The 26,526-nt window shown below is 65.7% G+C and carries 21 protein-coding genes and 3 pseudogenes; 11 read left to right on the top strand and 13 right to left on the bottom strand.

Going from position 1 to position 26,526, the window contains the following annotated elements; translation table 11 throughout:
* The first annotated feature begins 69 nt into the window (after window positions 1-69).
* Window positions 70-720 carry a DUF1007 family protein gene (locus FCK22_RS03930; RefSeq protein WP_067267823.1) on the top strand — a complete coding sequence of 217 codons (651 nt, stop codon included), beginning with the start codon at window positions 70-72 and terminating at the stop codon, window positions 718-720.
* Window positions 705-1,586, top strand: a complete 882-nt coding sequence (locus FCK22_RS03925; RefSeq protein WP_067267822.1) for a hypothetical protein — start codon at window positions 705-707, stop codon at window positions 1,584-1,586. The genes FCK22_RS03930 and FCK22_RS03925 overlap by 16 nt, the downstream gene beginning before the upstream one ends.
* Here FCK22_RS03925 and FCK22_RS03920 read toward each other — a convergent pair.
* The 4 genes and pseudogenes from FCK22_RS03920 to FCK22_RS03905 form a co-directional block, all read right to left on the bottom strand.
* Window positions 1,583-3,624: pseudogene (locus FCK22_RS03920) on the bottom strand (hypothetical protein). The gene FCK22_RS03925 and the pseudogene FCK22_RS03920 sit on opposite strands and share 4 nt — an antisense overlap.
* Window positions 3,621-6,389 (bottom strand): DUF4159 domain-containing protein, encoded by a 2,769-nt coding sequence (locus tag FCK22_RS03915; protein WP_136720231.1) that lies wholly within the window; start codon window positions 6,387-6,389, stop codon window positions 3,621-3,623. The pseudogene FCK22_RS03920 and the gene FCK22_RS03915 overlap by 4 nt, the downstream one beginning before the upstream one ends.
* Window positions 6,386-7,274: pseudogene (locus FCK22_RS03910) on the bottom strand (DUF58 domain-containing protein). The gene FCK22_RS03915 and the pseudogene FCK22_RS03910 overlap by 4 nt, the downstream one beginning before the upstream one ends.
* The gene (locus tag FCK22_RS03905) at window positions 7,271-8,278 is read right to left on the bottom strand and encodes a MoxR family ATPase (protein ID WP_067263018.1); all 1,008 of its coding nucleotides are present in this window, start codon (window positions 8,276-8,278) and stop codon (window positions 7,271-7,273) included. Before FCK22_RS03905 ends, FCK22_RS03910 begins: the two are co-directional and overlap by 4 nt.
* 70 nt (window positions 8,279-8,348) lie before the next feature.
* On the opposite strand from FCK22_RS03905, the gene FCK22_RS03900 reads away from it, so the two are divergent.
* Both FCK22_RS03900 and FCK22_RS03895 read left to right on the top strand, forming a co-directional pair.
* Window positions 8,349-8,924, top strand: a complete 576-nt coding sequence (locus FCK22_RS03900) for a DUF1285 domain-containing protein (RefSeq protein ID WP_067263017.1) — start codon at window positions 8,349-8,351, stop codon at window positions 8,922-8,924.
* A gap of 18 nt (window positions 8,925-8,942) precedes the next feature.
* On the top strand, window positions 8,943-9,707 hold the full coding sequence (locus FCK22_RS03895; protein WP_067263014.1) for a TIM barrel protein: 765 nt from the start codon (window positions 8,943-8,945) through the stop codon (window positions 9,705-9,707).
* On the opposite strand, the pseudogene FCK22_RS03890 reads toward FCK22_RS03895, so the two are convergent.
* From FCK22_RS03890 to FCK22_RS03875, 4 genes and pseudogenes are all read right to left on the bottom strand, one after another.
* A pseudogene (locus FCK22_RS03890) lies at window positions 9,696-10,312 on the bottom strand (glutathione S-transferase). The gene FCK22_RS03895 and the pseudogene FCK22_RS03890 sit on opposite strands and share 12 nt — an antisense overlap.
* A gap of 228 nt (window positions 10,313-10,540) precedes the next feature.
* Complete coding sequence (locus FCK22_RS03885; protein ID WP_067263012.1) at window positions 10,541-10,747, bottom strand: YdeI/OmpD-associated family protein; 207 nt, start codon at window positions 10,745-10,747, stop codon at window positions 10,541-10,543.
* Window positions 10,747-13,545 (bottom strand): DNA polymerase I, encoded by a 2,799-nt coding sequence (gene polA / locus FCK22_RS03880; protein ID WP_067263010.1) that lies wholly within the window; start codon window positions 13,543-13,545, stop codon window positions 10,747-10,749. The genes FCK22_RS03885 and polA overlap by 1 nt, the downstream gene beginning before the upstream one ends.
* 123 nt (window positions 13,546-13,668) lie before the next feature.
* On the bottom strand, window positions 13,669-13,848 hold the full coding sequence (locus tag FCK22_RS03875; RefSeq protein WP_067263007.1) for a zinc-finger domain-containing protein: 180 nt from the start codon (window positions 13,846-13,848) through the stop codon (window positions 13,669-13,671).
* Between the two features lie 168 nt (window positions 13,849-14,016).
* Here FCK22_RS03875 and gpmI point away from each other — a divergent pair, with 168 nt between their 5' ends.
* From gpmI to FCK22_RS03860, 3 genes are read left to right on the top strand one after another with little or no spacing between them, the layout of a single operon-like run.
* Window positions 14,017-15,534 (top strand): 2,3-bisphosphoglycerate-independent phosphoglycerate mutase, encoded by a 1,518-nt coding sequence (gene gpmI / locus FCK22_RS03870; RefSeq protein ID WP_067263004.1) that lies wholly within the window; start codon window positions 14,017-14,019, stop codon window positions 15,532-15,534.
* Complete coding sequence (locus FCK22_RS03865) at window positions 15,531-16,667, top strand: peptidoglycan DD-metalloendopeptidase family protein (protein WP_136720229.1); 1,137 nt, start codon at window positions 15,531-15,533, stop codon at window positions 16,665-16,667. Before gpmI ends, FCK22_RS03865 begins: the two co-directional genes overlap by 4 nt.
* 3 nt (window positions 16,668-16,670) lie before the next feature.
* A complete protein-coding gene (locus FCK22_RS03860; protein ID WP_067268037.1) occupies window positions 16,671-18,011 on the top strand; it encodes a S41 family peptidase in 1,341 nt (446 codons plus the stop codon).
* Window positions 18,012-18,094: 83 nt separating this feature from the next.
* On the opposite strand, the gene FCK22_RS03855 is transcribed toward FCK22_RS03860, so the two are convergent.
* From FCK22_RS03855 to ilvD, 4 genes are all read right to left on the bottom strand, one after another.
* Window positions 18,095-18,469, bottom strand: coding sequence for a hypothetical protein (locus FCK22_RS03855; RefSeq protein ID WP_067268039.1), 375 nt, complete (start codon window positions 18,467-18,469; stop codon window positions 18,095-18,097).
* A gap of 9 nt (window positions 18,470-18,478) precedes the next feature.
* On the bottom strand, window positions 18,479-19,252 hold the full coding sequence (locus tag FCK22_RS03850; RefSeq protein WP_067268041.1) for a DUF6478 family protein: 774 nt from the start codon (window positions 19,250-19,252) through the stop codon (window positions 18,479-18,481).
* Between the two features lie 118 nt (window positions 19,253-19,370).
* Window positions 19,371-19,970: a hypothetical protein gene (locus FCK22_RS03845; RefSeq protein ID WP_067268043.1), complete on the bottom strand. Its 600-nt coding sequence runs from the start codon at window positions 19,968-19,970 to the stop codon at window positions 19,371-19,373.
* Window positions 19,951-21,717 (bottom strand): dihydroxy-acid dehydratase, encoded by a 1,767-nt coding sequence (gene ilvD, locus FCK22_RS03840; protein ID WP_067268045.1) that lies wholly within the window; start codon window positions 21,715-21,717, stop codon window positions 19,951-19,953. Before ilvD ends, FCK22_RS03845 begins: the two co-directional genes overlap by 20 nt.
* A 210-nt stretch (window positions 21,718-21,927) precedes the next feature.
* On the opposite strand from ilvD, the gene FCK22_RS03835 reads away from it, so the two are divergent.
* The 4 genes from FCK22_RS03835 (at window position 21,928) to FCK22_RS19065 (ending at window position 25,392) form a co-directional block, all read left to right on the top strand.
* On the top strand, window positions 21,928-22,827 hold the full coding sequence (locus tag FCK22_RS03835; protein ID WP_067268047.1) for a CPBP family intramembrane glutamic endopeptidase: 900 nt from the start codon (window positions 21,928-21,930) through the stop codon (window positions 22,825-22,827).
* A 56-nt stretch (window positions 22,828-22,883) separates the two neighbouring features.
* A complete protein-coding gene (gene accD, locus FCK22_RS03830) occupies window positions 22,884-23,843 on the top strand; it encodes an acetyl-CoA carboxylase, carboxyltransferase subunit beta (protein WP_136720227.1) in 960 nt (319 codons plus the stop codon).
* On the top strand, window positions 23,840-25,111 hold the full coding sequence (locus FCK22_RS03825; protein ID WP_067261142.1) for a folylpolyglutamate synthase/dihydrofolate synthase family protein: 1,272 nt from the start codon (window positions 23,840-23,842) through the stop codon (window positions 25,109-25,111). Before accD ends, FCK22_RS03825 begins: the two co-directional genes overlap by 4 nt.
* A gap of 95 nt (window positions 25,112-25,206) precedes the next feature.
* On the top strand, window positions 25,207-25,392 hold the full coding sequence (locus FCK22_RS19065) for a hypothetical protein (protein ID WP_067261144.1): 186 nt from the start codon (window positions 25,207-25,209) through the stop codon (window positions 25,390-25,392).
* An 18-nt stretch (window positions 25,393-25,410) separates the two neighbouring features.
* On the opposite strand, the gene zapE is transcribed toward FCK22_RS19065, so the two are convergent.
* Window positions 25,411-26,469 carry a cell division protein ZapE gene (gene zapE, locus FCK22_RS03815; RefSeq protein WP_067261145.1) on the bottom strand — a complete coding sequence of 353 codons (1,059 nt, stop codon included), beginning with the start codon at window positions 26,467-26,469 and terminating at the stop codon, window positions 25,411-25,413.
* Window positions 26,470-26,526 lie beyond the last annotated feature (57 nt).

Here is a 26,526-nt window from a genome sequence, read left to right as displayed (position 1 = left end):
GCGCCTTCCCGCCGTGCGCCGCCCGCCGGGCGATTGCCGCGCTTGGCGAAGGGGCGTAGACCTAGCGCCATGAAGTACCCGCTCGTCACCGCCGCTGTCATCGCCTGCGCCACGCCGCTTGGCGCGCATCCGCATATCTTCGTCGATACCGGGTTCGAAGTGATCGTCGATGCCGAGGGACGGTTGACCCATCTGCGGATCACATGGGCCTATGACGAATTCTACTCTCTCCTGGTGACCGAGGATCGCGGCCTCGACCCCGATTACGACGGCGTGTTGACGGAGGCGGAAGTCGCCTCTCTCAACGGGTTCGACATGCAGTGGATCGAAGGGTTCAACGGCGATACGGTCTTGCTGGAGGGGGGCGAAGAGGTCGCGCTCTCGGGGCCGCAGGACGTGGAAACCCGCTTTGCCGAAGGCCGGATCATCACCAGCCATCTGCGCGCGGTCGAAGACCCGGCACCGGCGGCGGATGGGTTGGTCATCAAACCCTATGATCCGACCTATTACACCGCCTATGAGGTGACCCAGAAAGTGACCATCCAAGGCAGTGACACCTGCCGTGCGCGGGTCAAGATGCCGGATATGAATGCCGATCTGCGCGCCCTTCAGCAGGACTTGAGCGCGTTGGACGCCAATACCGACCCAAGCGATGTGGGCCTCCCGGAGATCGGCGAAGCCTTGGCCAATGAAGTGGTGATCACATGCGACGCATCATAGCGCTGGCGGCATTGGCGACCCTTCTGGCGCTGGCGGCGCTGTGGTGGTCGGGCGGGTTCAACGCCCTTGCCCATTGGGCCGCAGGGCAGCAGCGCGGGTTTCAAAACAGCATCGCCAGCGGGCTGCGCGCCACGCGGGGCGGCGATACGGCGGCGTTCTGGACGGTGCTTTTGGCGTCTTTTGCCTATGGCGTCGTCCATGCGGCGGGGCCGGGGCACGGCAAGATCGTGATCGGCGGCTATGGGTTGGCGCGGGCGGTGCCGGTGCTGCGGCTCTCGCTGATCGCGCTCGCGGCGTCCTTGGGCCAAGCGGTGACCGCCGTGGTTCTGGTCTATGCGGGGATCCTCCTCTTGGGTCTTGGGCGGGAGGCGCTGGTCGGCGTGACCGAAGACATCATGGCCCCGGCGAGCTATGGCGCGATTGCCCTTATCGGGCTTTGGCTGATCTGGCGCGGGCTGCGCCATGCGCGGCAGGACAGATCGGCGCATTCCGGTGAAGTATGCAGCCATTGCGGCCATGCCCATGGGCCCAGTCTGGCGCAGGTTCAGCGCGCGGGCAGGCTGCGCGACGCGCTGCTCTTGATCGGTGGGATCGCCATCCGGCCCTGCACCGGCGCGCTTTTCGTGCTGGTGATCACTTGGCATATGGGGATCGGCGGGGTCGGCATCTTGGGGGCCTTTGCCATGGCGCTCGGCACCGGCTTGATCACCATCGCCACCGGCTTGGCCGCAACGGGGCTGCGCGCCGGGGTCTTGGGCGGGCTGGCCGGATCGCCGAGGCTGGCCCAAGCCGCGGCGGTGGCCGAGCTGACGGCGGGCTTGGTGGTGGTGACACTGGCGGGCGGTTTGCTGCTGCGGGCGCTTTAGCGGCGGCCCTCGCGCAGCCATGCGGCGGTGATGAAGAGCGCCGAGAGCAAGAGCACCAGCCACCCCGGCAGCAGCGGCGTTTGCCGCACATCGCGCGTCTCGTAAGCGCGCGCGGGGTCAGCCCCAGCCAGCCGCGCCCGGCGGCGGGGCGGCCAAGGCGCACGTCGCGCAGACGGGGGAGCCCATCCTCCACCCGTGCCACCCCACCGCGCAGGCTGTCGATTGCCGGGCGCAGGGCCGCATCGCTGGCGATGGTCTCGACAAACTCGCGCGGGGCGGCGGGGCCGAGGCCGATGACGGTCACTTCCTCGCCGTTCTCCAGCCGGTAGAGGCCGATCTCTTCGCCGGTATATTCCGCCTCGAACCGGCCCGGCCCGGCGGGGGCGAGGGGCAGTTCGGTCGTGCTGCCATCGGGGGCGGTGATCGTGACGGGGGGCACGGTCTCGTCCAAGGTGCGTCGGGTGATGCGCATGGTCCGGCCTTGGGCAGAGGCCATCAGCGCCTCTTCCTCAAGCTCGGGTTCCTTCATCATCCAATGGGCCAGACGGCGCAGCAATTCCAACTGCGGGCCGCCGCCCTCATAGCCGCGGTTCCACAGCCAAGCGTGGTCAGAGGCGAGCAGCGCCACGCGCCCCTCATCCACCCGGTCCAGCACCAGAAGCGGGCGGTCGTCCGCGCCGGTCATGACCACGTCACCGCTGTCAGTCGTCACGTCGATCTGGCGTAGCCAGCGGCCCCAGTCGCCCTTGCCGGGCAGGTCGGCGGTGACGGGATGGCGCTGGCCGATGTCGGTGACGACCGGGGGGAAGGCTTCCTCCAACACCCGCGCGGTGGGGGTGGCGGGCAGCACCGTGCCGAGCGGCGACCGGTAGAGACTGTCGGCACTGGCGAAATCCGGCCCTGCCGCGACCAGCACCGCCCCGCCCTTGCGCACATATTGCGCCACATTGTCGAGGTAGAGCGCAGGCAGGATGCCGCGCCGTTGGTAGCGGTCAAAGATGATGAGATCAAAGTCGTCGATCTTTTCCATGAACAACTCGCGCGTCGGAAAAGCGATAAGCGACAGCTCGTTCACCGGCACCCCATCCTGTTTGTCGGGCGGGCGCAGAATGGTGAAATGCACCAGATCGACCGCGCTGTCGGACTTCAGCAAGTTGCGCCACGTGCGCCCGCCGGGATGCGGCTCGCCTGAGACCAAGAGCACGCTGAGCCGGTCGCGCACGCCGTTCATCTGGATCAGCGCGGCATTGTTGCGGTCGGTCAACTCCCCCTCGGCTTCGGGCAGGGAGAAGCGGATCACGTTGCGCCCGCCGTGGGGCAGGGCCACGGGCAGTTCGAGGTCTTGGCCAATCGGCACGTTGAAGCTTTGTGGTTCTTCCCCATCGACAGAGATATCAAGCTGGGTCAGCCCGCCGCCCTCGGGCGCGGCTCCCAGATCGTCGATGCGCAGCGTCAGGGTCACCGGCTCTCCGATGATGGCAAAGGCCGGGGCGTTGCGCACGGTCAGGCGGCGGTCCCAATCCTCGGCCCGGCCGGTTTGCAGCAGATGCAGCGGCGCGGGCAGGTCGAGCGGCAGGTCCGCATCATGCACCCGGCCATCGCTAAGCGCCAGAATGCCCGCGATCCGCGCGCGTGGCTCTTCGGCCAGCGCATCGGCCAGCGTGGTCATCAGCCGGGTGCCGGCATCCTCGGCCCCATCCGGCACGGTGATCCGACGCAGCTCGGTGTTGGGGCGGGCGGCGATGCGGGCAGAGAGCGCCTCTGCCGCCGCGTCGGTCTGTGCGGCGCGGTCGGAGAGCCGCTGGCTGGCGCTTTCGTCTTCCAAGAGCAGCACGATGTCCGACAGCGGCGCGCGGTCTTCGGTCTGGTAGGATGGCCCGGCGAGCGCGGCCAGAACCACCGCCGCCGCCAAGCCCCGCAGGGCCCAGCCCGACAGGCCGCGCCACAGCGCCAGTAGCAGGCCGAGCGCGGCCAGCACCGCAAGGCCAATCAGCAGCGGCAATGGGATCAGCGGGTCGAAAAGCACGGTTCCGGTCATTGGCCCAACCTATCCAGCAGCGCAGGCACATGGACCTGATCGGATTTGTAGTTGCCGGTCAGCACATGCATGACAAGGTTCACGCCAAAGCGGTAGGCCAGTTCGCGCTGCCGCTCTCCGGCAAAGCCGCGCCCGATGGGCAAAAGCGGCGCGCCATCGCGGCGCACGGCCCAAGCGGCGGCCCAGTCGTTGCCCCCGATCACCACCGGCGTCACCCCGTCATTGAGGTTGCGAAAGGGCATCCCCTCGATCCGTTCGGCATCGGGCGGCGCGGCCTCGACCCAGACATCGCGGCTGCTGTAGCGTCCGGGGTAATCTTGCAGCAGATAGAAGGTGCGCGTCAGCACATGGTCGCCGGGCAGCGGCTCAAGCGGCGGAATGTCGAGCGGCGCGGCCAGTTCCTGCAGCTTGCGCCCATTCGGGCTGGCGGCACCGTAGCTGGCGATATCCGCGTCCCGCGTATCGAACAGGATCAGCCCGCCCGAGCGGAGGTAGTCGTTCAGCTTGCCATAAGCCTCGGACGAGGGCTGTGGTTGGTCGGGGGTCACCGGCCAATAGAGGATCGGAAAGAAGGCCAGTTCGTCCTGCTCAAGATCAACGCCGGTGGGCAGGTCAGGCTCCACCGTGGTGCGGAAATAGAGCGTGTCCGACAGGCCGATCAGCCCGGCGCGGGCGATTTCGTCAACGTCGCTGTTGCCGGTCAGCACATGGGCCAGCGTCACCTCCGAGGCCGAGCGTATGGCAAAGCTTTCGGGGTCATTCTCTTGCGCGTCGCCCATTTGCGGGGCGATGGCCAGCCCCAAAGCCAGCGCCAAGCTGCCGGTGGAGCGGCGCAGCAGCAGCCCCGAAAGGGCGAGGGAAGCCAGCACATCGGCCACGAGCAAGAGGATGGCGAGGCTCAGAAGCGCCCCGGCGAGTGGCTGTTCCGGCGGCAGGGCAAGGCCGCGCAGCGGCACATCGGCGGGCCATGTGGCGGGGGTGAGGGCAGTCTCGGCGGTGAGCACATTGCGCGCAAGCCGCCGGTCTTCGGCGCCGTAGATGCCGGGCGGCAGGGCGGGGCCTGCGGGGGCCGAGATCAGGTCAGGCCCCGCAACGCCCGGCAGGTTGCCCGCGTCCGACAGGCTGCCGAAACCGTCCATCACCCGCATCGGGGTCCAGGTGGTGCCCTCAAGGCTCTCGGCCTCGGGGGCGCTGGCACCCGATGACACGGCCAGTCGTTCCATCATCTGCACGAAAAGACCCGAAAGCGGCAGGGTGGACCATTCCGCCGTGGCGGTGACGTGGAACAGCACGATCTGCCCCTGACCCACGGCTTTGCGCGTGACCAGCGGGGTGCCATCGCTGAGCGCGGCGATCACGCGGTCAGCCAACGTCGGGTCGGGTTGCGCCACGACTTGGGCCGAAACGGTCACGTCATCGGGCACCGTCAGCCCGAAGAAAGGCGACCCGTTGCGGAAGGGGGCCAGCGCCTTGGGCTCCCCCCAAGACATCGCGCCGCCGACACTGCGGCCCCCGGCGCGCAGGCGCACGGGCATTAGCGGGTCTTCGTCGATGCGGCTGACATCGCTCGCCGCCACGCGCGGCCCGGCGAAACGGATGAGCATGCCGCCCGCGTCGATCCACTCTTGCAGCGGCTCGGCCTCAGCAGGGGCAAGGGTGGCCACATCCGCCAGCACGATCACATCGGGGTTGGCGGGCAGCACCTCGGTCAGGGTGCCGTCAATCAGATCGGCGCTCGGGGCCAGCGCCTGTTCGATGTAATGCAACGGCGAGAGCAGTTGCAGCCCCTCCTGCGCCCCGCGCCCCCGGATCAGCGCGACTTCGCGGCGGCGCAGCCCGTCATCGACCAAGCTGCGCGCCCCGGCGGAGCGTTGGCCCGCAATGTCGAAAGAGGTGAGCCGCGCGCGCATTTCGGCCGGCAGCGAAAGGGAGGTGCGGGCCTCGGTCGCGCCCGCTTCGAACGTCGCATTGGCGGTGGCGAGCACGCGGGCGTTGCCCGCCGGATCGCGGCCATGGGCTTGCACCACCGCCGCCCGTTCCGGTCCGGGCGCGGCGCGGCGCAGGGTCAGGTCGATCGCGCCGTCTTGGTAGACTGCGGGCGCGATGCCGATGACATTGCCCGCGGATTGGTGCACCTCGACCGCGCCTTTGGATTGCAGCGCGGCAAGCAACTCATCGCGGCCCGGATAGTCCAACCCGTCGCTGAACCACAGGGTGTCGAAGGCGGGCAGGGCCGCCATGATCTCGGTCGCGCGGGTCAGCTCTGCCGGGGCCGGTTGCCACGGCGCGGGGGTGAACCCGGCCAGACGGCTGCGCCACGCGTCGGCGGATTGGAAGGTCGGCACCTGCGGGTCGGTGAGGCTGAGGATACCCACCGTCCGCTCGGCCCGCCCGGCGCGGGTGAGTTGCGCGTCAACGGCGGCCATCTGTCGGTCCCAGCCGCTGGCCCCGGCCCATGAGCCGTCGAGCAGAATCAGCAAGGGGCCGCTGCCCTCTTCCGCCTCGGCCTGCGGGTTCAGCACCGGCCCGGCAAGGCCGATGATGATCGCGGCCACGGCCAGCATCCGCAGCAAAAGCAGCCACCACGGGGTGCGGTCGCTGGTGCTGTCGTCATCCGCCAACCCCAGAAGCAGCGCCACCCCGGGAAAACGGCGGCGAACCGGCGCGGGCGGCACGGCCCGCAGGATTAGCCAAAGGATCGGTAGCGCCAGCAGGGCCAGCAGCAGCCAAGGCGCGGTGAAACCGATGCCGCCAAAGACGCTCATGCCGCACTCCCCTGCCGCGCGTCCAGCGCGCCATAGAGCCAGAGCAGCGCCGACTGCGCCGTGGCGTTGGTGTGGTGCAGCCCATAGCGCCAGCCGGTCCGGGCACAGAGTTGCTGCAAGGCGCCTTTGCGCGCCGCCAGCCGGTCGAGGTAGCGATCACGCAGATCGTTCGCCTTGAGCGTCTCATGTCGCAGACTGCCGCCGACGCTTTCGAAGATGGTACGGCCCGCAAAGGGGAAAGCCTCCTCCGCCGGGTCGAGCAGGTGATAGAGCACGCCACGCACGCCGCGATCGGCGGCCTTGGTCAGGGCGGTCTGCACCGGGTCGAGATCGCCCATGAAGTCCGAGATGAAGACCGCCCGCGCATGGGGGATCATGCCGCGATGTTCGGGCGGGGCGTAGTCTTGGCCATCGTCTTGGCAGAGCAATTCGGCCAGTCGCAGCACCTGCGGATTGCCGCGCCGTGGGGGCAGGGCGGTGCCGGTCAGGCCCACACGCTCCCCCCCCGCGCAGCAGCAGGATTGCCAGCGCAAGGCCCAAAAGGCGGGCGCGGTCGGCCTTGTCAGGCAGCGCCTTGTCCGAGGCAAAGCGCATCGAGGCCCCCTGATCGACCCAGAGCATGACGGACTGCGCGATCTGCCACTCGCGCTCGCGCACGAACTCCTGATCGCCGCGCGCCGAGCGGCGGTGGTCGACCATGCGGCGGCTGTCGCCGATCTGTGCCGGGCGGTATTGCCAGAAATCATCCCCCGTCCCCGCGCGGCGGCGGCCATGGGCACCGGGCAGAACGGCACCGGCCAAATGCTCGGCCCGCGCCAGCAGGGCGGGCAGCCGGGCCGCTTCGCCCTCGGCGCTGGCTCTGAGGGACAGGGGGCTATGGGTCACGCGGCGGCCTTTTTCCCGATCAATTGACCGGCGGTGGCGTCGATCAGGCTTTGCAGGCTTTCGCCCCTCGCGCGGGCGGCAAAGTTCAGCGCCATCCGGTGGCTCAGCACTGGGCGGGCCATGGCGAGCACATCTTCGGCGGAGGGGGCCAACCGCCCCTCCAGCAGCGCACGGGCGCGCACGGTCAGCATCAGCGCCTGCGCGGCACGGGGGCCGGGGCCCCAAGCGACGCTGTCGCGCACGGGCTGGGTGGCCTCAGGCTCATCGGGGCGGAAGGCGCGGACAAGATCGAGGATCAGTTCCACCACGCTGTCGCCCACGGGCATCCGGCGCAGCAGGTTTTGGGCAGAGAGCAGATCTTCGGTGGTGAAGACCGGCCGCACAGTGCCCTCTTCGACACCGGTGGTGGCCAGCAGAATGTCCCGCTCTGTCGCGCGGTCGGGGTAGGCCACGTCGATCTGCACGAGGAAACGGTCAAGCTGCGCTTCGGGCAAGGGGTAGGTGCCTTCTTGCTCGATCGGGTTTTGCGTGGCGAGCACATGGAAGGGCTGGCCAAGCGGGCGGTCTTGCCCCGCGACGGTCACGGTTTTCTCTTGCATCGCCTGTAACAGGGCGGATTGCGTGCGCGGGCTGGCGCGGTTGATCTCATCGGCCATCAAGAGCTGACAAAAAATCGGCCCTTCGACAAAGCGAAAGGCCCGGCTGCCATCAGGCGCGGTGTCGAGCACTTCGGAGCCCAGAATATCGGCGGGCATCAGATCGGGGGTGAATTGCACGCGGTTGCCGTGCAGGCCCATGACCGTGCTCAATGTCTCAACCAGCCGGGTCTTGCCTAAGCCCGGCAGCCCGATCAGCAGGCCGTGCCCACCACAGAGCAGCGCCGTCAGCGCAAGGTCGACGACCTGCTCTTGCCCGACGAAACGCCCGGTGATCGACTGTTTCGCCGCGGCGAGCTTTTCGGTCAGCGCTTCGATTTGCGCGATCAGATCATCCGCTTCGGCCATGACATTTCTTTCCCCGGAGTTATATCTTTCAGGTGTAAGTGTATCGCGACCAAAGGGAATGGCAAAACCAATGAGCGGACAAAATACCGTGACACCCACGGCAGACAGTTTGATCGAAGCCGCCAAGGCCGCAAAAGCGCGCGGAACCCCGCCGCTTGAGAAGTGGAACCCGGAATTTTGCGGCGATCTGGACATGCAGATCAAACGCGATGGGACGTGGTTCTATCAAGGCACACCCATTGGCCGGATCGAAATGGTCAAATTGTTCGCATCGATTCTCTGGCGCGAGGGGGATGATTATTTCCTGAAAACCCCGGTGGAAAAGGTCGGCATTACCGTCGAAGATGCCCCATTCGTCGCCGTGGATTTCGAGGCCGAGGGCGCAGGCGAGGCGCAGCAGTTGCGGTTTTTGACCAATCTGGGCGATGTGGCCGAGGCAGGGCCGGCCCATCCGATCCGCGTGGTCCGCGATGAAGAGACGGGCGAACCTGCGCCCTATGTGCTGGTGCGCCGCAATCTTGAGGCGCTGATCGACCGCAAGAGCTTTTACCGCTTGGTCGATCTGGGCCAGCACCGCGATGGCTGGTTTGGTGTCTGGTCGGGTGGGGAATTCTTTGGCATCATCCCTTCGGAAGACCTGCCGTAAGTTCACCGAAAGACCCGAATGCCGATCACCGCCGCCGCCAACCTATCGCTGCTTTGGTCCGAACTGCCCTATCTGGACCGGTTCGACGCGGCGGCGGAGGCGGGGTTTGGCGCGGTCGAGGTTTTGTTCCCCTATGACATGCCCGCAAAAGAGACGCAGCGCGCCTTGCTGCGCAATGGATTAGCGCTCGCCCTGATCAACGCGCCGCCGCCGAATTACACGGGCGGTCCGCCCGGTTTCGCCGCCCTGCCGGGAGGGGAGGCGCGTTTCGCCCATGATATGCGCCGGGTCTGGCGCTATGTGGAGGCGCTGCGACCCAGAATGGTGCATGTCATGGCCGGGGAGGCCGAGGGGCCAGCGGCGGCAAAGGCTTTCGTGGCGAACCTGCGCCATGCCGCGGCAGAGACGCCGCCGGGGGTCACCTTGATGATCGAACCGCTCTGCCCGCAGGCCAAACCGGGGTATTTCTTGAACGACTACGCCCAGGCGGCGGAGCTGCTGGCGGCGGTAGATGCGCCAAATGTAGCACTGCAATTCGACAGTTTTCACGCGCAGATGATCCATGGCGATGCCGTGGCGGTTTTCGAGGAATATCGCTTCCTTATCCACCATGTGCAGCTAGGCGACGCGCCAGAGCGCGGGGCGCCGGGCAGCGGTGATGTCGACTTCGACGGGCTCTTTGCCGCGCTGCGGGCAGGCTATGACGGTTTTGTCAGCGGGGAGTATTTTTCGGGCGGCCCGACGGAGCAGTCCTTGGGGTGGGTGTCCGCCTTAGGGGAATGACACCGGCGTATCTTCGGGCTGCCATTGGGGGTATTTGTCCATCACGCTTTCAAAGCGGGGCGAGGCGAGGAAGCGGTCGAGCCAGCCGCGCAGCGCGGGCCAGTTCTGCGCGTCGAACCAAGCGCGGTCGATAAAGGCGAACTGCCGAACGAAGGGCAGGATCGCGTAATCCGCCAGCGTGGGGCGGTCAAAGATCCAGTCCCCCAGTTGCGCGTCGAGGTCATGGAGGAAGGTTGCCGCCTTGGCGCGTTGCTCTTCGGGGTCCGCCTCGGGGTAGCGGGTGGCGTATTTGGTGCGGTCCAGCGCGTCTTTGAACGGGCCGTCGGCGCGGGCGATCCAGTCGTGGCCTTCGGACGGCATGTCGCGCCAGCCTTCGGGATCGTTCTGGGCCAGCGCCCATTTCATGATGTCGAGGCTTTCGTCGATGGGGCCGGTTTCGGTGACGAGGCAGGGCACGTGGCGGTGGGCGAGGCGTCGAGGAAGGCTTGCGGTTTGTCGCGCAGGACGACTTCGCGCAGGTGGACAGGGGTTTGCGCGGCAGCAATGGCGAGGCGGGCGCGCATGGCATAGGGGCAGCGGCGGAAGGAGTAGAGGATCGGGGTCATGCTGCATGATCTAGCGCATGGGGGACGCGTGTACAAAGGGCCATCGCCCGAGAATGGAGGCGGCCCGGAATCAAGCCGCAGGCGCCGGGCCATCGCCTGCCCGCCCCACCGGGTAGGCGATTTGGTGAGGCTGGGCGTAACCTTGAGGCCCCACATCATGGCTGAGAGATAAAGTGGCAGGAACTGAGCTTGGATCGCCAACCCGCGGGCAGGCGATGGCCCTCCACCCTACTGAAACGGCGTCGGCGGCAGCCCCTTGCCGGCAAAGCGCGCCACGTCATCCACCCGCTTTGACCGCGCCGTCGTGGTCCGCGCCGCGTCGATCCACGCCAGCGCATCGGCGCGCAGCGCGTCGCTGTAGCTGTCCCAACCGGCCTGCGCGCCGGTCTCTTCCAGCGCTTGGGCGAGGTCTGCGGGAAGGGCCGCGTCTTCCATCAATGCGCCTCCGCCCAATTGGCACCCACACCGGCGTCGACGATCAGCTTCACGTCGAGCTTCACCACCGGATCGTTGGCATTCTCCATCACCTCGCGCGCGGCGGCGATCAGCGCATCTTCGGCACCCTTTTCGACCTCGAACAGCAGTTCATCGTGCACCTGCAACAGCATGGTCGCAGGCAGATCGGCGATCGCCTCGGGCATCCGCACCATGGCGCGGCGGATCACGTCGGCGGCGGTGCCTTGGATCGGCGCGTTGATCGCGGCGCGGGCGGCGAAACCGGCCTGCGGCCCCTTGGCGCCGATGTTGGGCGTGTTGATCTTGCGGCCAAAGAGCGTCTGCACATAGCCATGCTCTTTCGCAAAGGCTTTGGTGTCGTCCATATAGGTCCGGATGCCGGGGAAACGCTCGAAATAGCGGTCGATGAAACCCTGCGCCTCGGCCCGCGGAATGCGCAGGTTGCGCGCAAGGCCGAAGCCCGAGATGCCGTAGATCACGCCGAAGTTGATCGCCTTGGCGTTGCGGCGGATCTCAGGGGTCATCTGATCCATCGGCACGTCGAACATCTCGGACGCCGTCATGGCGTGGATGTCATCGCCACGGTGGAAGGCTTCCTTGAGCGCGTCGATCTGGGCGATATGCGCCAGAATCCGCAGCTCGATCTGGCTGTAGTCCAACGCCACCAGCACCTTGCCCTCGGGGGCGACGAAAGCCTCGCGGATGCGGCGGCCTTCTTCGGAACGGATCGGGATGTTTTGCAGGTTGGGGTCTGTCGACGCGAGCCGTCCCGTCGCCGCCCCGGCGATGGAATAGCAGGTGTGCACGCGGCCCGTCTCGGCGTTCACATGGTCTTGCAGCGCGTCGGTATAGGTCGATTTCAGCTTGGACAGCTGCCGCCAGTCCAGCACCCGGCGGGCGAGGTCATGTTCGGTCGCCAAGTCTTCCAGCACATCCGCGCCGGTAGAGTATTTCCCGGTCTTGCCCTTCTTGCCGCCCGGCAGCCCCATTTTGCCAAAGAGGATTTCGCCAAGCTGGGCGGGGGAGCCGACGTTGAAGCTCTCGCCCGCCAACGCGTGAATATCCGCCTCCAGCCCGGCCATTTTCTGGGCGAAGGCGTTGGACATGCGGCTGAGCGTATCGCGGTCGACCTCGATGCCTGACCGCTCCATCTGCGCCAAGACCGGCACCAGCGGGCGCTCCAGCGTTTCGTAGACCTTGGTCACCTCGGCGCGGTGCAGCTGTGGCTTGAAAAGCTGCCAGAGGCGCAGGGTGACATCGGCATCCTCAGCGGCATAGGGTACGGCATCGGCCAGCGGCACCTTGTCGAAGGTCACGGCGGATTTGCCGCTGCCCAAAAGCGGTTTGATCGGCATCGGTGTGTGACCGAGGTAGCGCTCAGACAGCGTATCCATGCCGTGGCCATGCAGGCCCGCGTGCATCGCATAGGACATCAGCATGGTGTCGTCGATGGGCGCGACTGCGATGCCCAGTTGGGCGAAAATCTTGCTGTCGTATTTCATGTTCTGCCCGATCTTGAGGATCGCGGGATCCTCAAGCATCGGGGTCAGCAGTTGCAGCGCCTCTTCGACCGGCATCTGACCGGGGGCCAGCCCCTCTCCGCCGAAGAGGTCATCGTCGCGGCTGGCTTTGTGGGTCAGCGGGATGTAGCAGGCCTGCCCGGGCTCCACGGCCAGCGAAACGCCGACCAGTTCCGCGGTCATCTCATTGAGGCCGGTGGTCTCGGTGTCCACCGCGACATAGCCCCGCTCGTAAATTCGGTTGAGCCAGACGCGCAGCGCTTCGGCGTCGCCGACCTGTTCGTACTTGCTGTGGTCAAAGGCCACGTCGGCCACCTGCGGCGCATCGGCCACGGCGGGGGCGGGCGCTTCGGGGATGGCCGGGGCCTCGCGGCCCAGCACCTCGGCCACGCGTTTCGACAGGGTGCGGAACTCCATCTCGGACAAGAACCCCAGCAGGCGGTCCGCATCGGGGTCGCGCACTTCGAGATCGTCGATGGTGAAGTCGAGCGGCGTGTTCTCATCCAGCAGGACAAGATTGCGGCTCAGGCGGATTTGCTCGGCGTGGTCGATCAGGGTCTGGCGGCGCTTGGGCTGTTTGATCTCGCCCGCGCGCTCAAGCAGCGCATCCAGATCGCCATATTCATTGATCAAAAGCGCCGCCGTCTTGATCCCGATGCCGGGCGCGCCGGGGACGTTGTCGACCGAATCGCCCGCCAGCGCTTGCACGTCGACCACGCGTTCGGGATAGACGCCGAACTTCTCGAACACCCCATCGCGGTCGATGGTCTTGTTCTTCATCGCGTCGAGCATTTCCACCCCGTCGCCTACAAGCTGCATCAGATCCTTGTCGGAGCTGATGATGGTGCAACGCCCCCCGGCGGCGCGGGCCTGTACGGCGAGGGTGGCGATGATGTCATCGGCCTCATATCCCTCAAGCTCTTTGCAGGCGATGTTGAAGGCTTCGGTCGCGGTGCGGGTCAGCGGGATCTGCGGGCGCAGGTCTTCGGGCATCGCATCGCGGTTGGCCTTGTACTGATCGTACATGTCGTTGCGGAAAGTATGGCTGCCCTTGTCAAAGATCACGGCAACATGGGTGGGCGCGTTGGGGCCGGTGTTACCCTCTACATAGCGGTGCAGCATGTTGCAGAAGCCCGCCACGGCGCCAATCGGCAAGCCGTCGGATTTGCGCGTCAGCGGCGGCAGGGCGTGATAGGCGCGAAAGATGAAGGCAGAGCCGTCGATCAGATGCAGGTGGTGGCCTTTGCCGAATGTCATAGGAATGCTCCGCTGGGTTGGCGACCCTTTTGCCACGAAGCATGGCCCACGGCCAGACGCCAATGCGCCGCGCGGGCAGGTTCGTGCCGTCGGTTCAGATGTTCAGATGGGGGCCGGGAAGGCTCAGACTTTGCCTTCGAAATCCGCATGGACGAATTTGCAGTCGCAATAGCCGCATTCGACCCAGCCGCGATCCTGGGGGATTTGCAGCCAGACGCGCGGGTGGCCAAGCGCGCCTTCGCTGCCGTCGCAGGCCACGCGCCAAGTGTTCACGATGCGGGTTTCGGGCGCTTGCAGGGTCATGGAGTTGGTCCTCGGCTCAGGCGAAAGTTGCCACTCGTTATGACCAAAGCAGCCGCGCGGGGCAAGGGCTCTGCGCGGGAATGGGGGGCTTGTGCACAAAGTGGTTCAAGTGCCAGCCCACAAGGGGTAAAAGGCGCTGAACAGCCACCAATCCGGAGCAACAGTCTGATGAGCGCCCCCAAACCTGTCGTATTGTGCATCCTTGACGGTTGGGGCTTGAGCGAGGTGCGGGAAGGCAACGCGCCCCTGCTGGCCAAGACGCCAAATTTCGACCGGATCATGCAGGCGGGGCCGCAGGCGCAGTTGATCACCCATGGCCCCGATGTGGGGCTGCCGCGCGGGCAGATGGGCAATTCCGAGGTCGGCCACACCAATATCGGCGCGGGCCGGGTGGTGGCGATGGATCTGGGGCAGATCGATCTGGCCATCGAAGAGGGCAGCTTTGCCAAGAATGAGCGCCTGCAAGATTTCATCGCCAAGCTCAAGGAAACCGGCGGCACCGCGCACTTGATGGGCGTCGTCTCGGACGGGGGGGTGCATGGGCATCTCAGCCATATGATCGCCGCCGCCTGCGCGCTGGATGCGGCAGGGCTGCCGGTGGTGATCCATGCGGTGACCGATGGGCGCGACGTGGCGCCGTCCTCAGCCCTTGGCTATTTCGAGACGCTGAAGGCGGCGCTGCCCGAGGCCGTGAAGGTTGTCACCGTGACGGGGCGCTATTTCGCGATGGACCGCGACAACCGTTGGGACCGGGTCGGCAAGGCTTCGGCGGCGATCCTGCATGGCGAAGGGGAGAGGTTCCCCGATCCCCGCGCGGCGGTTGAGGCGGCCTATGGGCGGGGCGAGACGGATGAATTCATCACCGCCAGCGTGATCGAGGGCTACGCGGGGGCGGCTTCTGGCGACGGGTTCTTCTGCCTCAACTTCCGCGCTGACCGCGCGCGGGAGATTATGGCGGCTTTGGGCGATCCGGGCTTTGACGCCTATGACACCGGCCCGCGCCCCGATTGGGCGGCGCAGATGGGCATGGCGGAATACTCCAAAGACCACGCCGCCTATATGACCACGATGTACCCCAAGCCGGACATCAAGAACACGCTGGGCGATTGGGTGGCGCAGCAGGGGCTGCGGCAGTTCCGGCTGGCCGAGACCGAGAAATATCCCCATGTGACCTTTTTCCTCAATGGCGGGGTTGAGACTCCGGCCACGGGGGAGGACCGCAACATGCCCAAATCGCCTAATGTGGCGACCTATGACATGCAACCGGAAATGTCCTCTGCCGAGGTGACGGATCAATTCGTACAGGCGATCGAGGCGGGCTATGATCTGATCGTGGTGAACTACGCCAACCCCGATATGGTCGGCCATACCGGCGATCTGGAGGCGGCGATCGCGGCTTGTGAAGCGGTGGATGCGGGGCTGGGCCGGGTGCTCAAGGCGCTGGAGGCCGCAGGCGGCGCGATGATCGTCACCGCGGATCACGGCAATTGCGAGATGATGATCGACCCCGAGACCGGCGGGGCGCATACGGCCCATACGCTCAACCCCGTGCCGGTGGTGGCGGTGGGCGCGCCCGAAGGGGCGGCGCTGCGCAATGGGCGGTTGGCCGATCTGGCACCCACGGTGCTTGATTTGATGGGCCTGCCGCAGCCCGAAGAAATGACCGGGAAAAGCCTGCTTTCATGAAACATCTTGCCGCGGCTGTCCTTTTTGCCTGTCTGCCCCTGATGGCACAGGCACAGGCCGATGAGGCCGCCGCGGAGGCACGCGCAGCCGCGACCGCCTTGGAGGCGGCATCGGCGCGGCTGGACCAAGCCGATGGCGCGCGCGACCGGGTCAAGGCGCTGACCGAGACGATTCAGGCGTTTGAGGCAGGTCTGGCGGCGATGCGGGCCGGGCTGCGGCAGGCGGCGATCAACGAGGCGCAGCTCAGCCGCAAGCTACAGGCGCGCGAGGGTGAGGTGGCGCAGTTCTTGGGCGTCTTGCAAAGCATCGGCGGTGACCCGTCGCCCGTGGTGCTGCTGCACCCCGATGGCCCGATGGGCACCGCCCGCGCGGGCATGTTGCTGGCTGAATTGACGCCTGCGCTGAACGCCCGCGCCGATGCGCTGCGGCAGGACTATGAGGACATCAAGACCCTGCGTGCGCTCCAAACCGACGCAGCGCAGCGCCTGCAAGACGGGCTGACCGAGCTTCAGGCCGCGCGCACCGCGCTCAATCAGGCCATGGCCGCCCGCACCGATCTGCCGATGCGTTTTACCGAAGATCCGGTGCGCACTGCGATCCTTATCGCCTCGACCGAGACGCTGGACGGCTTTGCCAGCGGCCTGTCCGAGATCACCACCGGCGCGGTTGAGCCTGCGCCGGTGAACCTCGACGGGCAGGTGGGCGATCTGCCCTTGCCCGCACAGGGGCTGGTGATCCGCAAGGCCGGAGAGACGGATTCGGCGGGCGTGACGCGGCCCGGTATGATCCTTGCCACCCGCCCGCGTGCCATCGTCACCAGCCCCTCGGCGGCGACGATCCGCTATGTTGGGCCGCTGCTTGATCTGGGCAATGTCGTGATCCTTGAGCCGCAGGTCGACACGCTTTTCGTGTTGGCGGGGCTGGATGTGGTTTACGGCCAAGCCGGGCAGGTGATTGCCGGTGGCACCCCCATCGGGTTGATGGGCGGGCCGGAAAGCGGCACAACTTCTCAGATGTCACCAAATGGTGAAGCCACTGGCACTGACCGGACGGAAACGCTCTATATAGAAGTCAGGCAAGACAACACACCTCAGGATCCGGCAGACTGGTTCCGCACCGACAAGGATGGATAGCAGATGAAGAAATTCGTGATGGCAGCCGTTGCAGGCACGGTGGCGGGGGTGGTCGCCACCACCCAGATCGCCGGGCCGCTGCTGGCGCAAGAGGCCGAGAAGACGACCAATGTTTACGAACAACTCGATCTTTTCGGTGATATTTTCGAACGCATCCGCGCCCAATATGTCGAAGATGTCGATCCCGGCGACCTGATTGAAGCGGCCATCAACGGCATGCTCACCTCGCTTGATCCGCATTCGTCCTACCTCTCGCCGAAAGACGCCGAGAAGATGCGCGAACAGACGCGTGGGGAGTTTGGCGGCCTTGGCATTGAGGTCACCCAAGAAGAGGGTTTTGTCAAAGTCGTCTCCCCCATCGACGGCACGCCGGCTGCTGAGGCCGGGATCGAAGCGGGGGATTTCATCACCCATGTCGATGGCGAAAGCCTGCTGGGTCTTGGCCTCGACGATGCGGTTGAGATGATGCGCGGGCCGGTCGGGTCCGAGATCCTGATCACCGTGGTGCGGGAAGGGGAGCCTGAGCCTTTTGACGTCTCCATCGTGCGTGACACGATCCAATTGACCGCCGTGCGGGCCCGCACCGTGGGCGATACCGCCGTGCTGCGCCTGACCACCTTTAACGAGCAGACCTATCCGAAGATGAAGGAAGGGTTGGAGCAGCAGATCGAAGAGGCGGGCGGCATTGAGAATCTCAACGGCATCGTCATCGACATGCGCAACAACCCCGGTGGCCTGCTTAATCAGGCAATTGCCGTCTCGGATGCCTTTCTTGAGGAAGGCGAGATCGTCAGTACCCGGGGTCGGGATATCGAAGACGGTGACCGGGTGAACGCCACGCCGGGTGATCTGGCGATGGGCAAGCCGATTGTCGTGCTGATCAACGGCGGTTCGGCCTCGGCTTCCGAGATTGTCGCGGGCGCTTTGCAAGACCACCGCCGCGCCATCGTCATCGGCACCAAGAGCTTTGGCAAAGGCTCGGTCCAGACCGTGATGCCGTTGCGCGGGGACGGGGCCATGCGCCTGACCACGGCGCGCTACTACACGCCCTCGGGCCGGTCGATCCAAGCGCTTGGCGTATCGCCCGATATCGTCGTGGCCCAGCCTCCGGTCACGCCAGAGACTGAGGAAGATGACGACGCATTGTCGGCACGCCCCCTCCGCTCCGAAGCCGATCTGCGGGGCCGGTTGAACAACGACAGCCTGACCGACGATCAGATCAAGCAGATCGAAGACGACCGCGAAAAGGCCCGCAAAGCGGCAGAGCTGCGCGAAGAGGATTACCAGCTGGCCTATGCCATCGACATCCTCAAAGGTCTGTCGGCTCTGGGTCCGAACGAGTGATCTCTTTCACATAGATGCACAAAGCCCCGCTGGAGACAGCGGGGCTTTTTGTTGGGTGCGGTGCCTGCGGGAGGGCGTTTCGCTTATTCCGTCTCGCGGCAATGCCGCCGAAAGGCGCGTTTCAGCATGTCGAGTTCGGCGCGCAGCAGGTCCATCTCGGCCCGTATGTCATCGCCGAGCGCTTCATCCGCGATCAGGGTCACATGACCCAAATGCGCTCCGCTGGCCATTTCGGTAATGACGAGGGTCTGGACCCCATCGGCAATCGCCTCTGCCGGGACCGGGAAGGAAAGATGCCAGCGCCCATCGGACCCTTCGGCCTTTAACGTGATATCTGTCACCTCCTTGCCTTCATGGGTCACGCTGATCTGCGGCGTGTCTGCCCCCTCTTTGGCGGTCAGCAGGCCCTGCCAGACGCCTTGGCGCAGCACGGTTTTGGTCAGGTCATATCGGCTCATCACGGGGTCCTAGATCTGGGCGCGGGGGGAGCGGGAAAAAGTGAGGTCGCGCAGCACGACTTGGTTCATCTCCGGCCCTTCAAAGATCAGGTCGACCCATGCCGCCTCGATCCGCTTCTCGTTGAGCTTGCTATAGGCCAGATCGAATTCGACGCTGATGCTTTCCTGACCGGCGGGCAGTTCGCGGACGATCTGTTCGGTGTTCGGCCCGTGGCGGATGTTGAGCCGGGCAAAGATCTCCAGCGGGTGCTCCAATTCCACAATCGTATCCATGCGGATCAGGTGGCGGCGTTTCAATCCGGTGATCGCCTCGGTCGGCAGATCGACCACCAGCGACAGGAATGACCCGTCGAATTTGAACACGTCGAGTTGCAGGCCAAAGGGGGCCAGATCGGCCTCGCGCAGGTTGCGCAGTTGGCGCAGGGTCAGTTCCGACTGCGCGCAATCGTGGAACAGGGTCACCTCTTCGCCCAGTTTGGATTTGGTCGCGACCGAGGACAGCCCCGGCGTGGCAAGCGGGCCGCGCCACAACTCGGGCCGCCATGCCCAATCGGCGTTATGTGGTTTCGGGAAGCCGCTGGCCCCGATGGCAGGCAGGGCAAGGCGGTCTTCGGCGCGGTGGATCAGCCGGTTCAGTTCGGCGCGCAGCAGCCGGGCGCGGCTGCGTTGGCGGCGCAGGGTGGCAAGGTCAGCCGTGGCCGCTTTGCGGGCCGCAACCGCCCAGCGTTGCAGCGCGCGGGCAAAGAGCTTGCCCTCAAGATAACCGCTGCGGAAGTTGACCATGGACCTGCGCCTCTCGTTTGCTCGCAGTCTATGCAAGGCGGGGATTTCGTTCAAACGAATAGCCCCCGTGATTGTTTCCGGCCCCGGGCAGTGTTGCCGATTTGGAAACAAAGGCCGGTCAACTGCCGGGGGCGGTGGGCGTTGCGCTTTTGCTGCGGCTTTGCTGGATCAGCTCTGCCACCAGCGCGCGGCCCTCTTCGGAAATGGCGCGGCTTTGCGGCGCGCCATAGAGGGTGACGCTGGCGACATGGCCGCCGATCCGCGCTGTGCCGCGCCAATGGCGGGGGGACATGCCCTCGGCGGGCACCGGCCCTTGAGCCACAAAGATTGATGCCCCTTCGATGCGACCGGCCTCTTGCAACTGGCTTAGCCCCGCCGCTTCGGCAACCTGTTGCGGGGTCGGCAGGGGCGCGTCGGCCTCGGCTTCGATCAGCGCGAGGGTGAGAATGCCGCGCGGCGCGGCGCTGACCGCATCAGGCAGGCCAAGCGCATCGCAACGCGCCATCAGCGCAAAGCGACGTTTGAGGCTTTTGGGGTCGATGCAATAGCCCTGCGGCGGCACCACCTGCACCGCGCCCCCGGCCAAAGCTGTTTGCAGCAGCGGTTTCTCAGGTGTGGCGGGTCTGCCGCCAAAGGAAAAACCCTGACCGCCTTCGCAGGCGGACAGGGTGAGCATCGCAAGCGCCGCAAGCGGGCTTTTAGAGGTCCATGTAATCATGGGTCTCCGCCTTGGCGCCGGGATGTGTTACCGCGCCAAGGTAGGTGGGGCCGACGAGTTTCGCGTATTTCCACAGCGCGCCGCTTTCGTAGTTGGTGGCACGCGGGCCAGCCCATGCCTTGCGGCGCTCGGCCAGTTCCTCGTCCGAGAGGTCCACGGTGATGCTGCCCTTGACCGCGTCGAGGGTGATCATGTCGCCGTTCTTCAGCAGCGCGATCGGGCCGCCATGTGCCGCTTCGGGGCCGACGTGGCCAACGCAGAAACCGCGCGTCGCGCCAGAGAAGCGTCCGTCGGTGATCAGCGCCACCTTCTTGCCCATGCCCTGACCCGAAAGCGCCGCTGTGGTCGCCAGCATTTCGCGCATCCCGGGGCCGCCTGCAGGGCCTTCGTTGCGGATTACGAAGACGTCGCCTTCCTTGTAGGCGCGGTTTTGCACCGCCTCGAAGGCGTCCTGCTCGCATTCGAACACCAGCGCCGGTCCGGTGAAGACGATGTCTTCCTCGGCCATGCCCGCGATCTTCACGATGGCGCCTTCGGGGGCGAGGTTGCCTTTCAGGCCCACGACGCCGCCGGTCTTGCTGATCGGGGTGGCGACCGAGTGGATCACCTTGCCGTCGGCCTCGCGGTCGATGCGGTCCAGTTCTTCGCCGATAGAACGGCCCGTGGCGGTCAGACAGTCGGTGTGCAAGAGGCCCGCCTTGCGCAGCTCCTTCATCACCACCGGCACGCCGCCGGCGTCGTAGAGGTCCTTGGCGACGTACTGACCGCCCGGCTTCATATCGACGAAGTAAGGCGTGTCGCGGAAGATCTCGCAGACGTCTTCGAGGTAGAATTCGATCCCCGCCTCATGGGCCATGGCCGGCAGGTGCAGGCCCGCGTTGGTGGACCCGCCGGTACAGGCCACGATGCGCGCGGCGTTCTCAAAGGCTTCGCGGGTGCAGATGTCGCGCGCGCGGATGTTCTTCTCAATCAGGTTCATCACCGCCGCACCCGAGGCCTCGGCATAGGCGTCGCGGCTCTCGTAGGGCGCGGGCATGCCGGAGGAGTTCGGCAGCGCTAGGCCGATGGCTTCGGAGACGCAGGCCATGGTGTTGGCGGTGAACTGGCCACCGCAGGCCCCGGCAGAGGGGCAGGCGACGCGTTCGAGCACGTCGAGGGCAGCCTGGGACATGGAGCCGTTCTGGAAGCGGCCCACGGCCTCGAACATGTCCTGCACGGTCAGGTCGCGGGTGGCGAAATCTTCCGGCACATCGGCGCCCGCAGGGGCTTTGCCCGGCAGGATCGACCCGCCGTAGAGGAAGACCGACGGCACGTTCAGCCGCAGCATCGCCATCATCATCCCAGGCAGCGACTTGTCACAGCCCGCCAGCCCGACGATCGCGTCATAGCAGTGGCCGCGCATGGTCAGTTCCACCGTGTCGGCAATCGCCTCGCGCGAGGCCAGCGAGGAGCGCATGCCCTCGTGCCCCATGGCGATGCCGTCGGTGACGGTGATGGTGGTGAACTCGCGCGGGGTGCCCTGTTCGGAATGCACGCCAACCTTCACCGCCTGCGCCTGACGGTTCAGCGCGATGTTGCAGGGGGCGGCTTCGTTCCAGCAGGTGGCGACGCCCACCAGCGGCTGGTGAATCTCTTCTTCGGTCATGCCCATGGCATAGTAGTAGGACCGGTGCGGCGCGCGGGCGGGGCCTTCGGTCACATGGCGGCTGGGCAGCCGGGATTTGTCGAAGCGGGGCGTGGTGGACATCGGTGGGCTCCTTGAAACGTCTTGAATGGAATAGTCGGGCGGCGGCTATGCTGCAAGGCTTTGGCGCGTATGAGGCGGGGGAACTGTTGTATTGCAGCGTGTTAGGGCATAGGTTCTGACCTTCTGGCGCGGTCGGTTCGGCCCGCCCGCAAGCGTGAAGGCCCGGCATATGCTCTGCAAGCACCACCCCCGATTTGAACGGCGCCGCTGATGAACTGGCGGCCCGATTACAGCGCCCACGCGGCCTTTGTCGCGCCCGCGCGCAAGACCTCGGCACTGTGGCGGTTTTTTCTGGGGCTGTTCGTGGCCGTGGTGGCCTATGTCGCGCTGAACGAGCTTTACTTTCAGACGGTCTATGGGCTGGCGGGATCGGCGGCCCCGTCGCTGCATGGCGATCTTCTGAAAGGGGCCACGCCGCAGGCGATGTATCTGCTGCTGTTCAGCTTTGGCACCATGGCGATGGCCGTCGCCGTGACCGTGCGGATCGTGCACCGGCGCAGCGCGGGGAGCCTTTTTGGCCTGCCGGGGCGGCTCTGGCCCGGTTTTCGCGCGGTTTCGGGGGCGATGTTGCTGCTGGGCGTCGCATTGGCGGTCCTGCCGCCTTGGGACATGGGCGGTGAGTTGACGCCGAACCTGCCCTTGGGCCGCTGGTTGCTGCTTTTGCCGCTGTCGTTGCTGGCCGTGTTGGTGCAGGTCAGCGCCGAAGAGATCGTCTTTCGCGGCTATGTGCAGCAGCAACTCGCGGCGCGGTTCAACGCGCCGCTGATCTGGATGGTGCTGCCGTCGGTACTGTTCGCAGCGGGCCATTACCTGCCTGCCGAGGCGGGGGAGAACGCGCTGATGGTGGCGCTTTGGGCCGGGGTTTTCGGCATCCTGATGGCGGACCTCACCGCGCGCTCCGGCTCGCTTGGGCCCGCCATCGCGGTGCATCTGTGGAACAATGTCTCGGCCATTCTCATTGTCTCTTTGCCGGATGATCTTTCGGGGCTGGCGCTTTATCTCACGCCCTTTTCGATGGATGACGCGGCGGCGTTGCGCTCATGGTTGCCGGTGGACTTCGCCTTGATGCTGGTCTCATGGCTGGCGGCGCGGCTGGCGATACGCCGCTGATTGCAATTTCCCCATGCGGGGATTATCTGGGACGGAACCACAGCAGAGGCCTGCCAATGAACTGGATCACGAACTACGTCCGCCCGCGAATCAACTCGATCTTCTCGCGCCGCGAGACGCCGGACAATCTGTGGACCAAGTGCAACGAATGCGGCACCATGCTGTTTCACCGTGAGTTGGCGGACAATCTGAACGTCTGCACGAACTGCGGCCATCACATGCACATCAGCCCCCGCGCGCGCTTCAAAGCGCTGTTCGACGGTGGCATCTTTACCGAGGTGAAGGTCCCGGCGCCCACACCCGACCCGCTGCATTTCAAAGACCAGAAGCGCTATCCCGACCGGATGAAGGCCGCGCAAAAGCAGACCGGTGAGCATGAGGCGATGCTGGTCGTGACCGGCGATATTGGTCGCACGCCGATCGTCGCCTGCGCGCAGGACTTTTCCTTCATGGGTGGGTCGATGGGCATGTATGTCGGCAATGCAATCATTGCCGCCGCCGAGGAAGCCGTGAAGCTGAAGCGCCCGCTGGTGCTGTTCTCCGCCGCCGGTGGCGCGCGGATGCAGGAGGGCATCCTGAGCCTGATGCAGATGCCGCGCACCACCGTCGCCGTGCAGATGCTGAAAGAGGCGGGGCTTCCTTACATCGTCGTGCTGACCCATCCCACCACCGGGGGCGTCACCGCGTCCTACGCGATGCTGGGCGATGTGCAGATCGCCGAGCCGAATGCGCTGATCTGTTTTGCCGGGCCGCGCGTGATCGAACAGACCATCCGCGAAAAACTGCCCGAGGGCTTCCAGCGCGCGGAATACCTGCTCGACCACGGGATGCTCGACCGGGTGACCAAGCGGACCGAGATGCGTGATGAGTTGATCACCATCACCCGCATGCTGATGGGCCTGCCCCCTGCCGTGCGCGGCGACTTGCCCGCCCCCGAAGAGCTTGAGGTGGCCGAGGCCGCCGCCGCCGTTCAGGCCGCAGCAGATCTGCCCGCCGACACGCCAGAGAAGAAATGAGCACGCCTTCATCCGACGTCATCCTTGAACGGATGATGGCGCTGCACCCCAAGATCATCGACCTGACGCTCGACCGGATGTGGCGGCTGCTCGATGCCTTGGGCAATCCGCAGAACGACCTGCCGGCGGTGATCCATATTGCGGGCACCAATGGCAAAGGCTCGACCCAAGCGATGATCCGCGCCGGGCTGGAGGCAGCGGGAAAGACGGTGCACGCCTATACCTCGCCGCATTTGGCGCGGTTTCATGAGCGCATCCGGGTCGCGGGGGAATTGATCTCGGAGCCGGACCTCGCCGCCGTGCTGGACGAATGCCATGCCGCCAATGGCGGCGAAGAGATCACCTATTTCGAGATCACGACCTGCGCCGCGATCCTCGCCTTTTCGCGGGTGCCTGCCGATTATACCCTGCTCGAAGTCGGCCTCGGAGGACGGCTCGACGCGACGAATGTGGTCGATCCCGCCTTGACCGTGATCAGCCCGGTCTCGGTCGATCATCAGCAATATCTGGGCGAAACACTGGCCGAGATCGCAGGGGAAAAGGCGGGTATCATCAAGCGGCTTGTCCCTTGCGTGGTCGGCAAGCAGGAAGACCCCGCGCTTGAAGTGATCGAAGACCGCGCTGCGAAACTTGGCGCACCGCTCTTGGCCTATGGTCAGCAGTGGCATGTCGCGCCCGAAGCCGGGCGCATGGTCTATCAGGATGAGCGCGGCCTGCTTGATCTGCCGCGCCCCAATCTGCCCGGCGACCACCAGATCATGAACGCCGGGGCCGCGCTGGCCGCGCTGCGCCAACTTGGCGTCGATGCAGAGGCCTGTGAGGCTGCCGTGACGCAGGCGCAGTGGCCCGCGCGGATGCAACGGCTGTCAGACGGGCCGCTTGCCGATATGGCGCCCGAGGGCGAGTTGTGGCTCGACGGCGGCCATAACCCGGCTGCGGGGGCGGCATTGGCGGCCACGCTGGCGGCCCTGCCGAAACGCCCGACGCATCTGATTTGCGGCATGTTGAACACCAAGGACATTGCCGGATACCTGCGCCCGCTGGCGGCAGAGGCGGCAAGCCTTACCGCCGTGTCGATCCCCGGCGAGGCGGCGACCCTGCCTGCCGAGACGACGGCGAAGGTGGCGCGCGATGTGGGGTTCGAGACCGCAGAGGCCGAGACCGTCACCGAGGCGCTCAAGGCGATCATCGCCCGCGAACCCCATGCGCGTGTGCTGATCTGCGGCTCGCTCTACCTTGCCGGTAGCGTGTTGCGTGAAAACGTCTAATTAACCATATTTGGGTGTGCCGCTGCTGCGAGGTGCAGATTTGGTATATCTTAGTCACGGAAGTCTCCCCTTTCGAATTTGACCGAGGTGTCCCCATGCGCAGTTTCAGCCGGTCCGCGCGTCACGATCAGGATAATGCACGGAAATTTCAATTTATCTTCATGGCCGTAGGTCTCGCAATTATCGCGGGTGGCCTGTGGTGGCTTTATGAGGTCGAACGGCCCTACCACCCTTTCCTGCAGGGCAATGACCTGCATATGCAGCCGGTCAGTGATTCCTGATCGGTTGGCCGGGGGCGGTCAGCGTCCCCAGTCTTCCCCCTGCATCTCCCGCAGGCGGGAGGCTGTACGCTCAAATTCAAAGGTGCCTTCACCTTCGAGGTAGAGCATTTCCGGCGCGGCGGCGGCGGAGCAGATCAGCCGCACCTTCGCCTCATAAAGCGCGTCGATCAGGGTGACGAAACGCTTCGCCTCGTTAAAATTCGACCGGCCAAGGGTGGGGATGTTGTCTAGCAGCAGTACCCGCACCGCCTGCGCCAGCGCGAGGTAATCCGCCGCGCCCAAGGGCTGGCCGCAGAGCGCGTGAAAACCGGCGCGGGCCATGCCGTTGTGATATTGCGGTATGGTCACTTCGCGGCCCTTGACGTGTAGGGTTAGCGGTTCGCCCTCGGCCCCTGCAAGATCGTCCCAGACCGCGTCCATCGCGGCGCGGCTTTCGGCGTTGACGGGTGTGAAATAGACTTGCGACCCTGCCAGCCGGTCTTGGCGGTAGTCGGTCGGGCTGGCCAATTCATGCACCACCATCCGCTCTTTGATGAGGTCAATGAAGGGCACGAAAACCTCGCGGTTGATGCCGTTTTTGTAGAGGTCATCGGGCAGGCGGTTCGAGGTGGTGACCACCACGACGCCCGCGGCGAAGAGCGCCTCGAACAGGCGGCCCACGATCATCGCGTCGGTGATGTCGGTGATCTGCATTTCGTCGAAGGCCAGCAGGCGGACGCTTTCCGCCACGTCGCGGGCCACGGGCGCGATAGCGTCATCCACGCCGGTCTTGCGGACCTCATGCATGGCGTTGTGGATTTCCTGCATGAAGGCGTGGAAATGCACGCGCCGCGCAGGCACGTCTGGCAGATGCGCCACGAACATGTCCATCAGCATGGATTTGCCGCGCCCGACGCCGCCCCATAGGTACAGGCCCTTGGGGGGCTCTGGGGCTTTGCGGAAAAAGCTTTTCTTCGGCGGGTTGGCCAGCGCATCGCGGATGCGGTCGAACTCGGCCATGACGGTTTCTTGGGCCGGGTCGGCCTGTAGTTTGCCCTCGGCGACAAGCCGGGCGTAGGTTTCGCGCATGTTGCTCATGGCGAGAGAGATAGCGTGCTGGTGGGGGAGAGGAAAGGTGGTCTTGTGAGAGGGCCA

The sequence above is a fragment of the Sulfitobacter sp. 15WGC genome, assembly GCF_005068605.1.
Lineage (GTDB): Bacteria > Pseudomonadota > Alphaproteobacteria > Rhodobacterales > Rhodobacteraceae > Sulfitobacter > Sulfitobacter faviae.
This window is presented reverse-complemented; position numbering and strand designations above follow the sequence as displayed.

What these genes read in the sequence shown, in the direction of transcription:
- FCK22_RS03930 (WP_067267823.1), top strand. Translation starts at nt 70, where the DNA reads ATGAAGTACCCGCTCGTCACCGCCGCTGTCATCGCCTGCGCCACGCCG.
- FCK22_RS03925 (WP_067267822.1), top strand. Translation starts at nt 705, where the DNA reads ATGCGACGCATCATAGCGCTGGCGGCATTGGCGACCCTTCTGGCGCTG.
- FCK22_RS03915 (WP_136720231.1), bottom strand. Translation starts at nt 6,389, where the DNA reads ATGAGCGTCTTTGGCGGCATCGGTTTCACCGCGCCTTGGCTGCTGCTG.
- FCK22_RS03905 (WP_067263018.1), bottom strand. Translation starts at nt 8,278, where the DNA reads ATGGCCGAAGCGGATGATCTGATCGCGCAAATCGAAGCGCTGACCGAA.
- FCK22_RS03900 (WP_067263017.1), top strand. Translation starts at nt 8,349, where the DNA reads ATGAGCGGACAAAATACCGTGACACCCACGGCAGACAGTTTGATCGAA.
- FCK22_RS03895 (WP_067263014.1), top strand. Translation starts at nt 8,943, where the DNA reads ATGCCGATCACCGCCGCCGCCAACCTATCGCTGCTTTGGTCCGAACTG.
- FCK22_RS03885 (WP_067263012.1), bottom strand. Translation starts at nt 10,747, where the DNA reads ATGGAAGACGCGGCCCTTCCCGCAGACCTCGCCCAAGCGCTGGAAGAG.
- polA (WP_067263010.1), bottom strand. Translation starts at nt 13,545, where the DNA reads ATGACATTCGGCAAAGGCCACCACCTGCATCTGATCGACGGCTCTGCC.
- FCK22_RS03875 (WP_067263007.1), bottom strand. Translation starts at nt 13,848, where the DNA reads ATGACCCTGCAAGCGCCCGAAACCCGCATCGTGAACACTTGGCGCGTG.
- gpmI (WP_067263004.1), top strand. Translation starts at nt 14,017, where the DNA reads ATGAGCGCCCCCAAACCTGTCGTATTGTGCATCCTTGACGGTTGGGGC.
- FCK22_RS03865 (WP_136720229.1), top strand. Translation starts at nt 15,531, where the DNA reads ATGAAACATCTTGCCGCGGCTGTCCTTTTTGCCTGTCTGCCCCTGATG.
- FCK22_RS03860 (WP_067268037.1), top strand. Translation starts at nt 16,671, where the DNA reads ATGAAGAAATTCGTGATGGCAGCCGTTGCAGGCACGGTGGCGGGGGTG.
- FCK22_RS03855 (WP_067268039.1), bottom strand. Translation starts at nt 18,469, where the DNA reads ATGAGCCGATATGACCTGACCAAAACCGTGCTGCGCCAAGGCGTCTGG.
- FCK22_RS03850 (WP_067268041.1), bottom strand. Translation starts at nt 19,252, where the DNA reads ATGGTCAACTTCCGCAGCGGTTATCTTGAGGGCAAGCTCTTTGCCCGC.
- FCK22_RS03845 (WP_067268043.1), bottom strand. Translation starts at nt 19,970, where the DNA reads ATGATTACATGGACCTCTAAAAGCCCGCTTGCGGCGCTTGCGATGCTC.
- ilvD (WP_067268045.1), bottom strand. Translation starts at nt 21,717, where the DNA reads ATGTCCACCACGCCCCGCTTCGACAAATCCCGGCTGCCCAGCCGCCAT.
- FCK22_RS03835 (WP_067268047.1), top strand. Translation starts at nt 21,928, where the DNA reads ATGAACTGGCGGCCCGATTACAGCGCCCACGCGGCCTTTGTCGCGCCC.
- accD (WP_136720227.1), top strand. Translation starts at nt 22,884, where the DNA reads ATGAACTGGATCACGAACTACGTCCGCCCGCGAATCAACTCGATCTTC.
- FCK22_RS03825 (WP_067261142.1), top strand. Translation starts at nt 23,840, where the DNA reads ATGAGCACGCCTTCATCCGACGTCATCCTTGAACGGATGATGGCGCTG.
- FCK22_RS19065 (WP_067261144.1), top strand. Translation starts at nt 25,207, where the DNA reads ATGCGCAGTTTCAGCCGGTCCGCGCGTCACGATCAGGATAATGCACGG.
- zapE (WP_067261145.1), bottom strand. Translation starts at nt 26,469, where the DNA reads ATGAGCAACATGCGCGAAACCTACGCCCGGCTTGTCGCCGAGGGCAAA.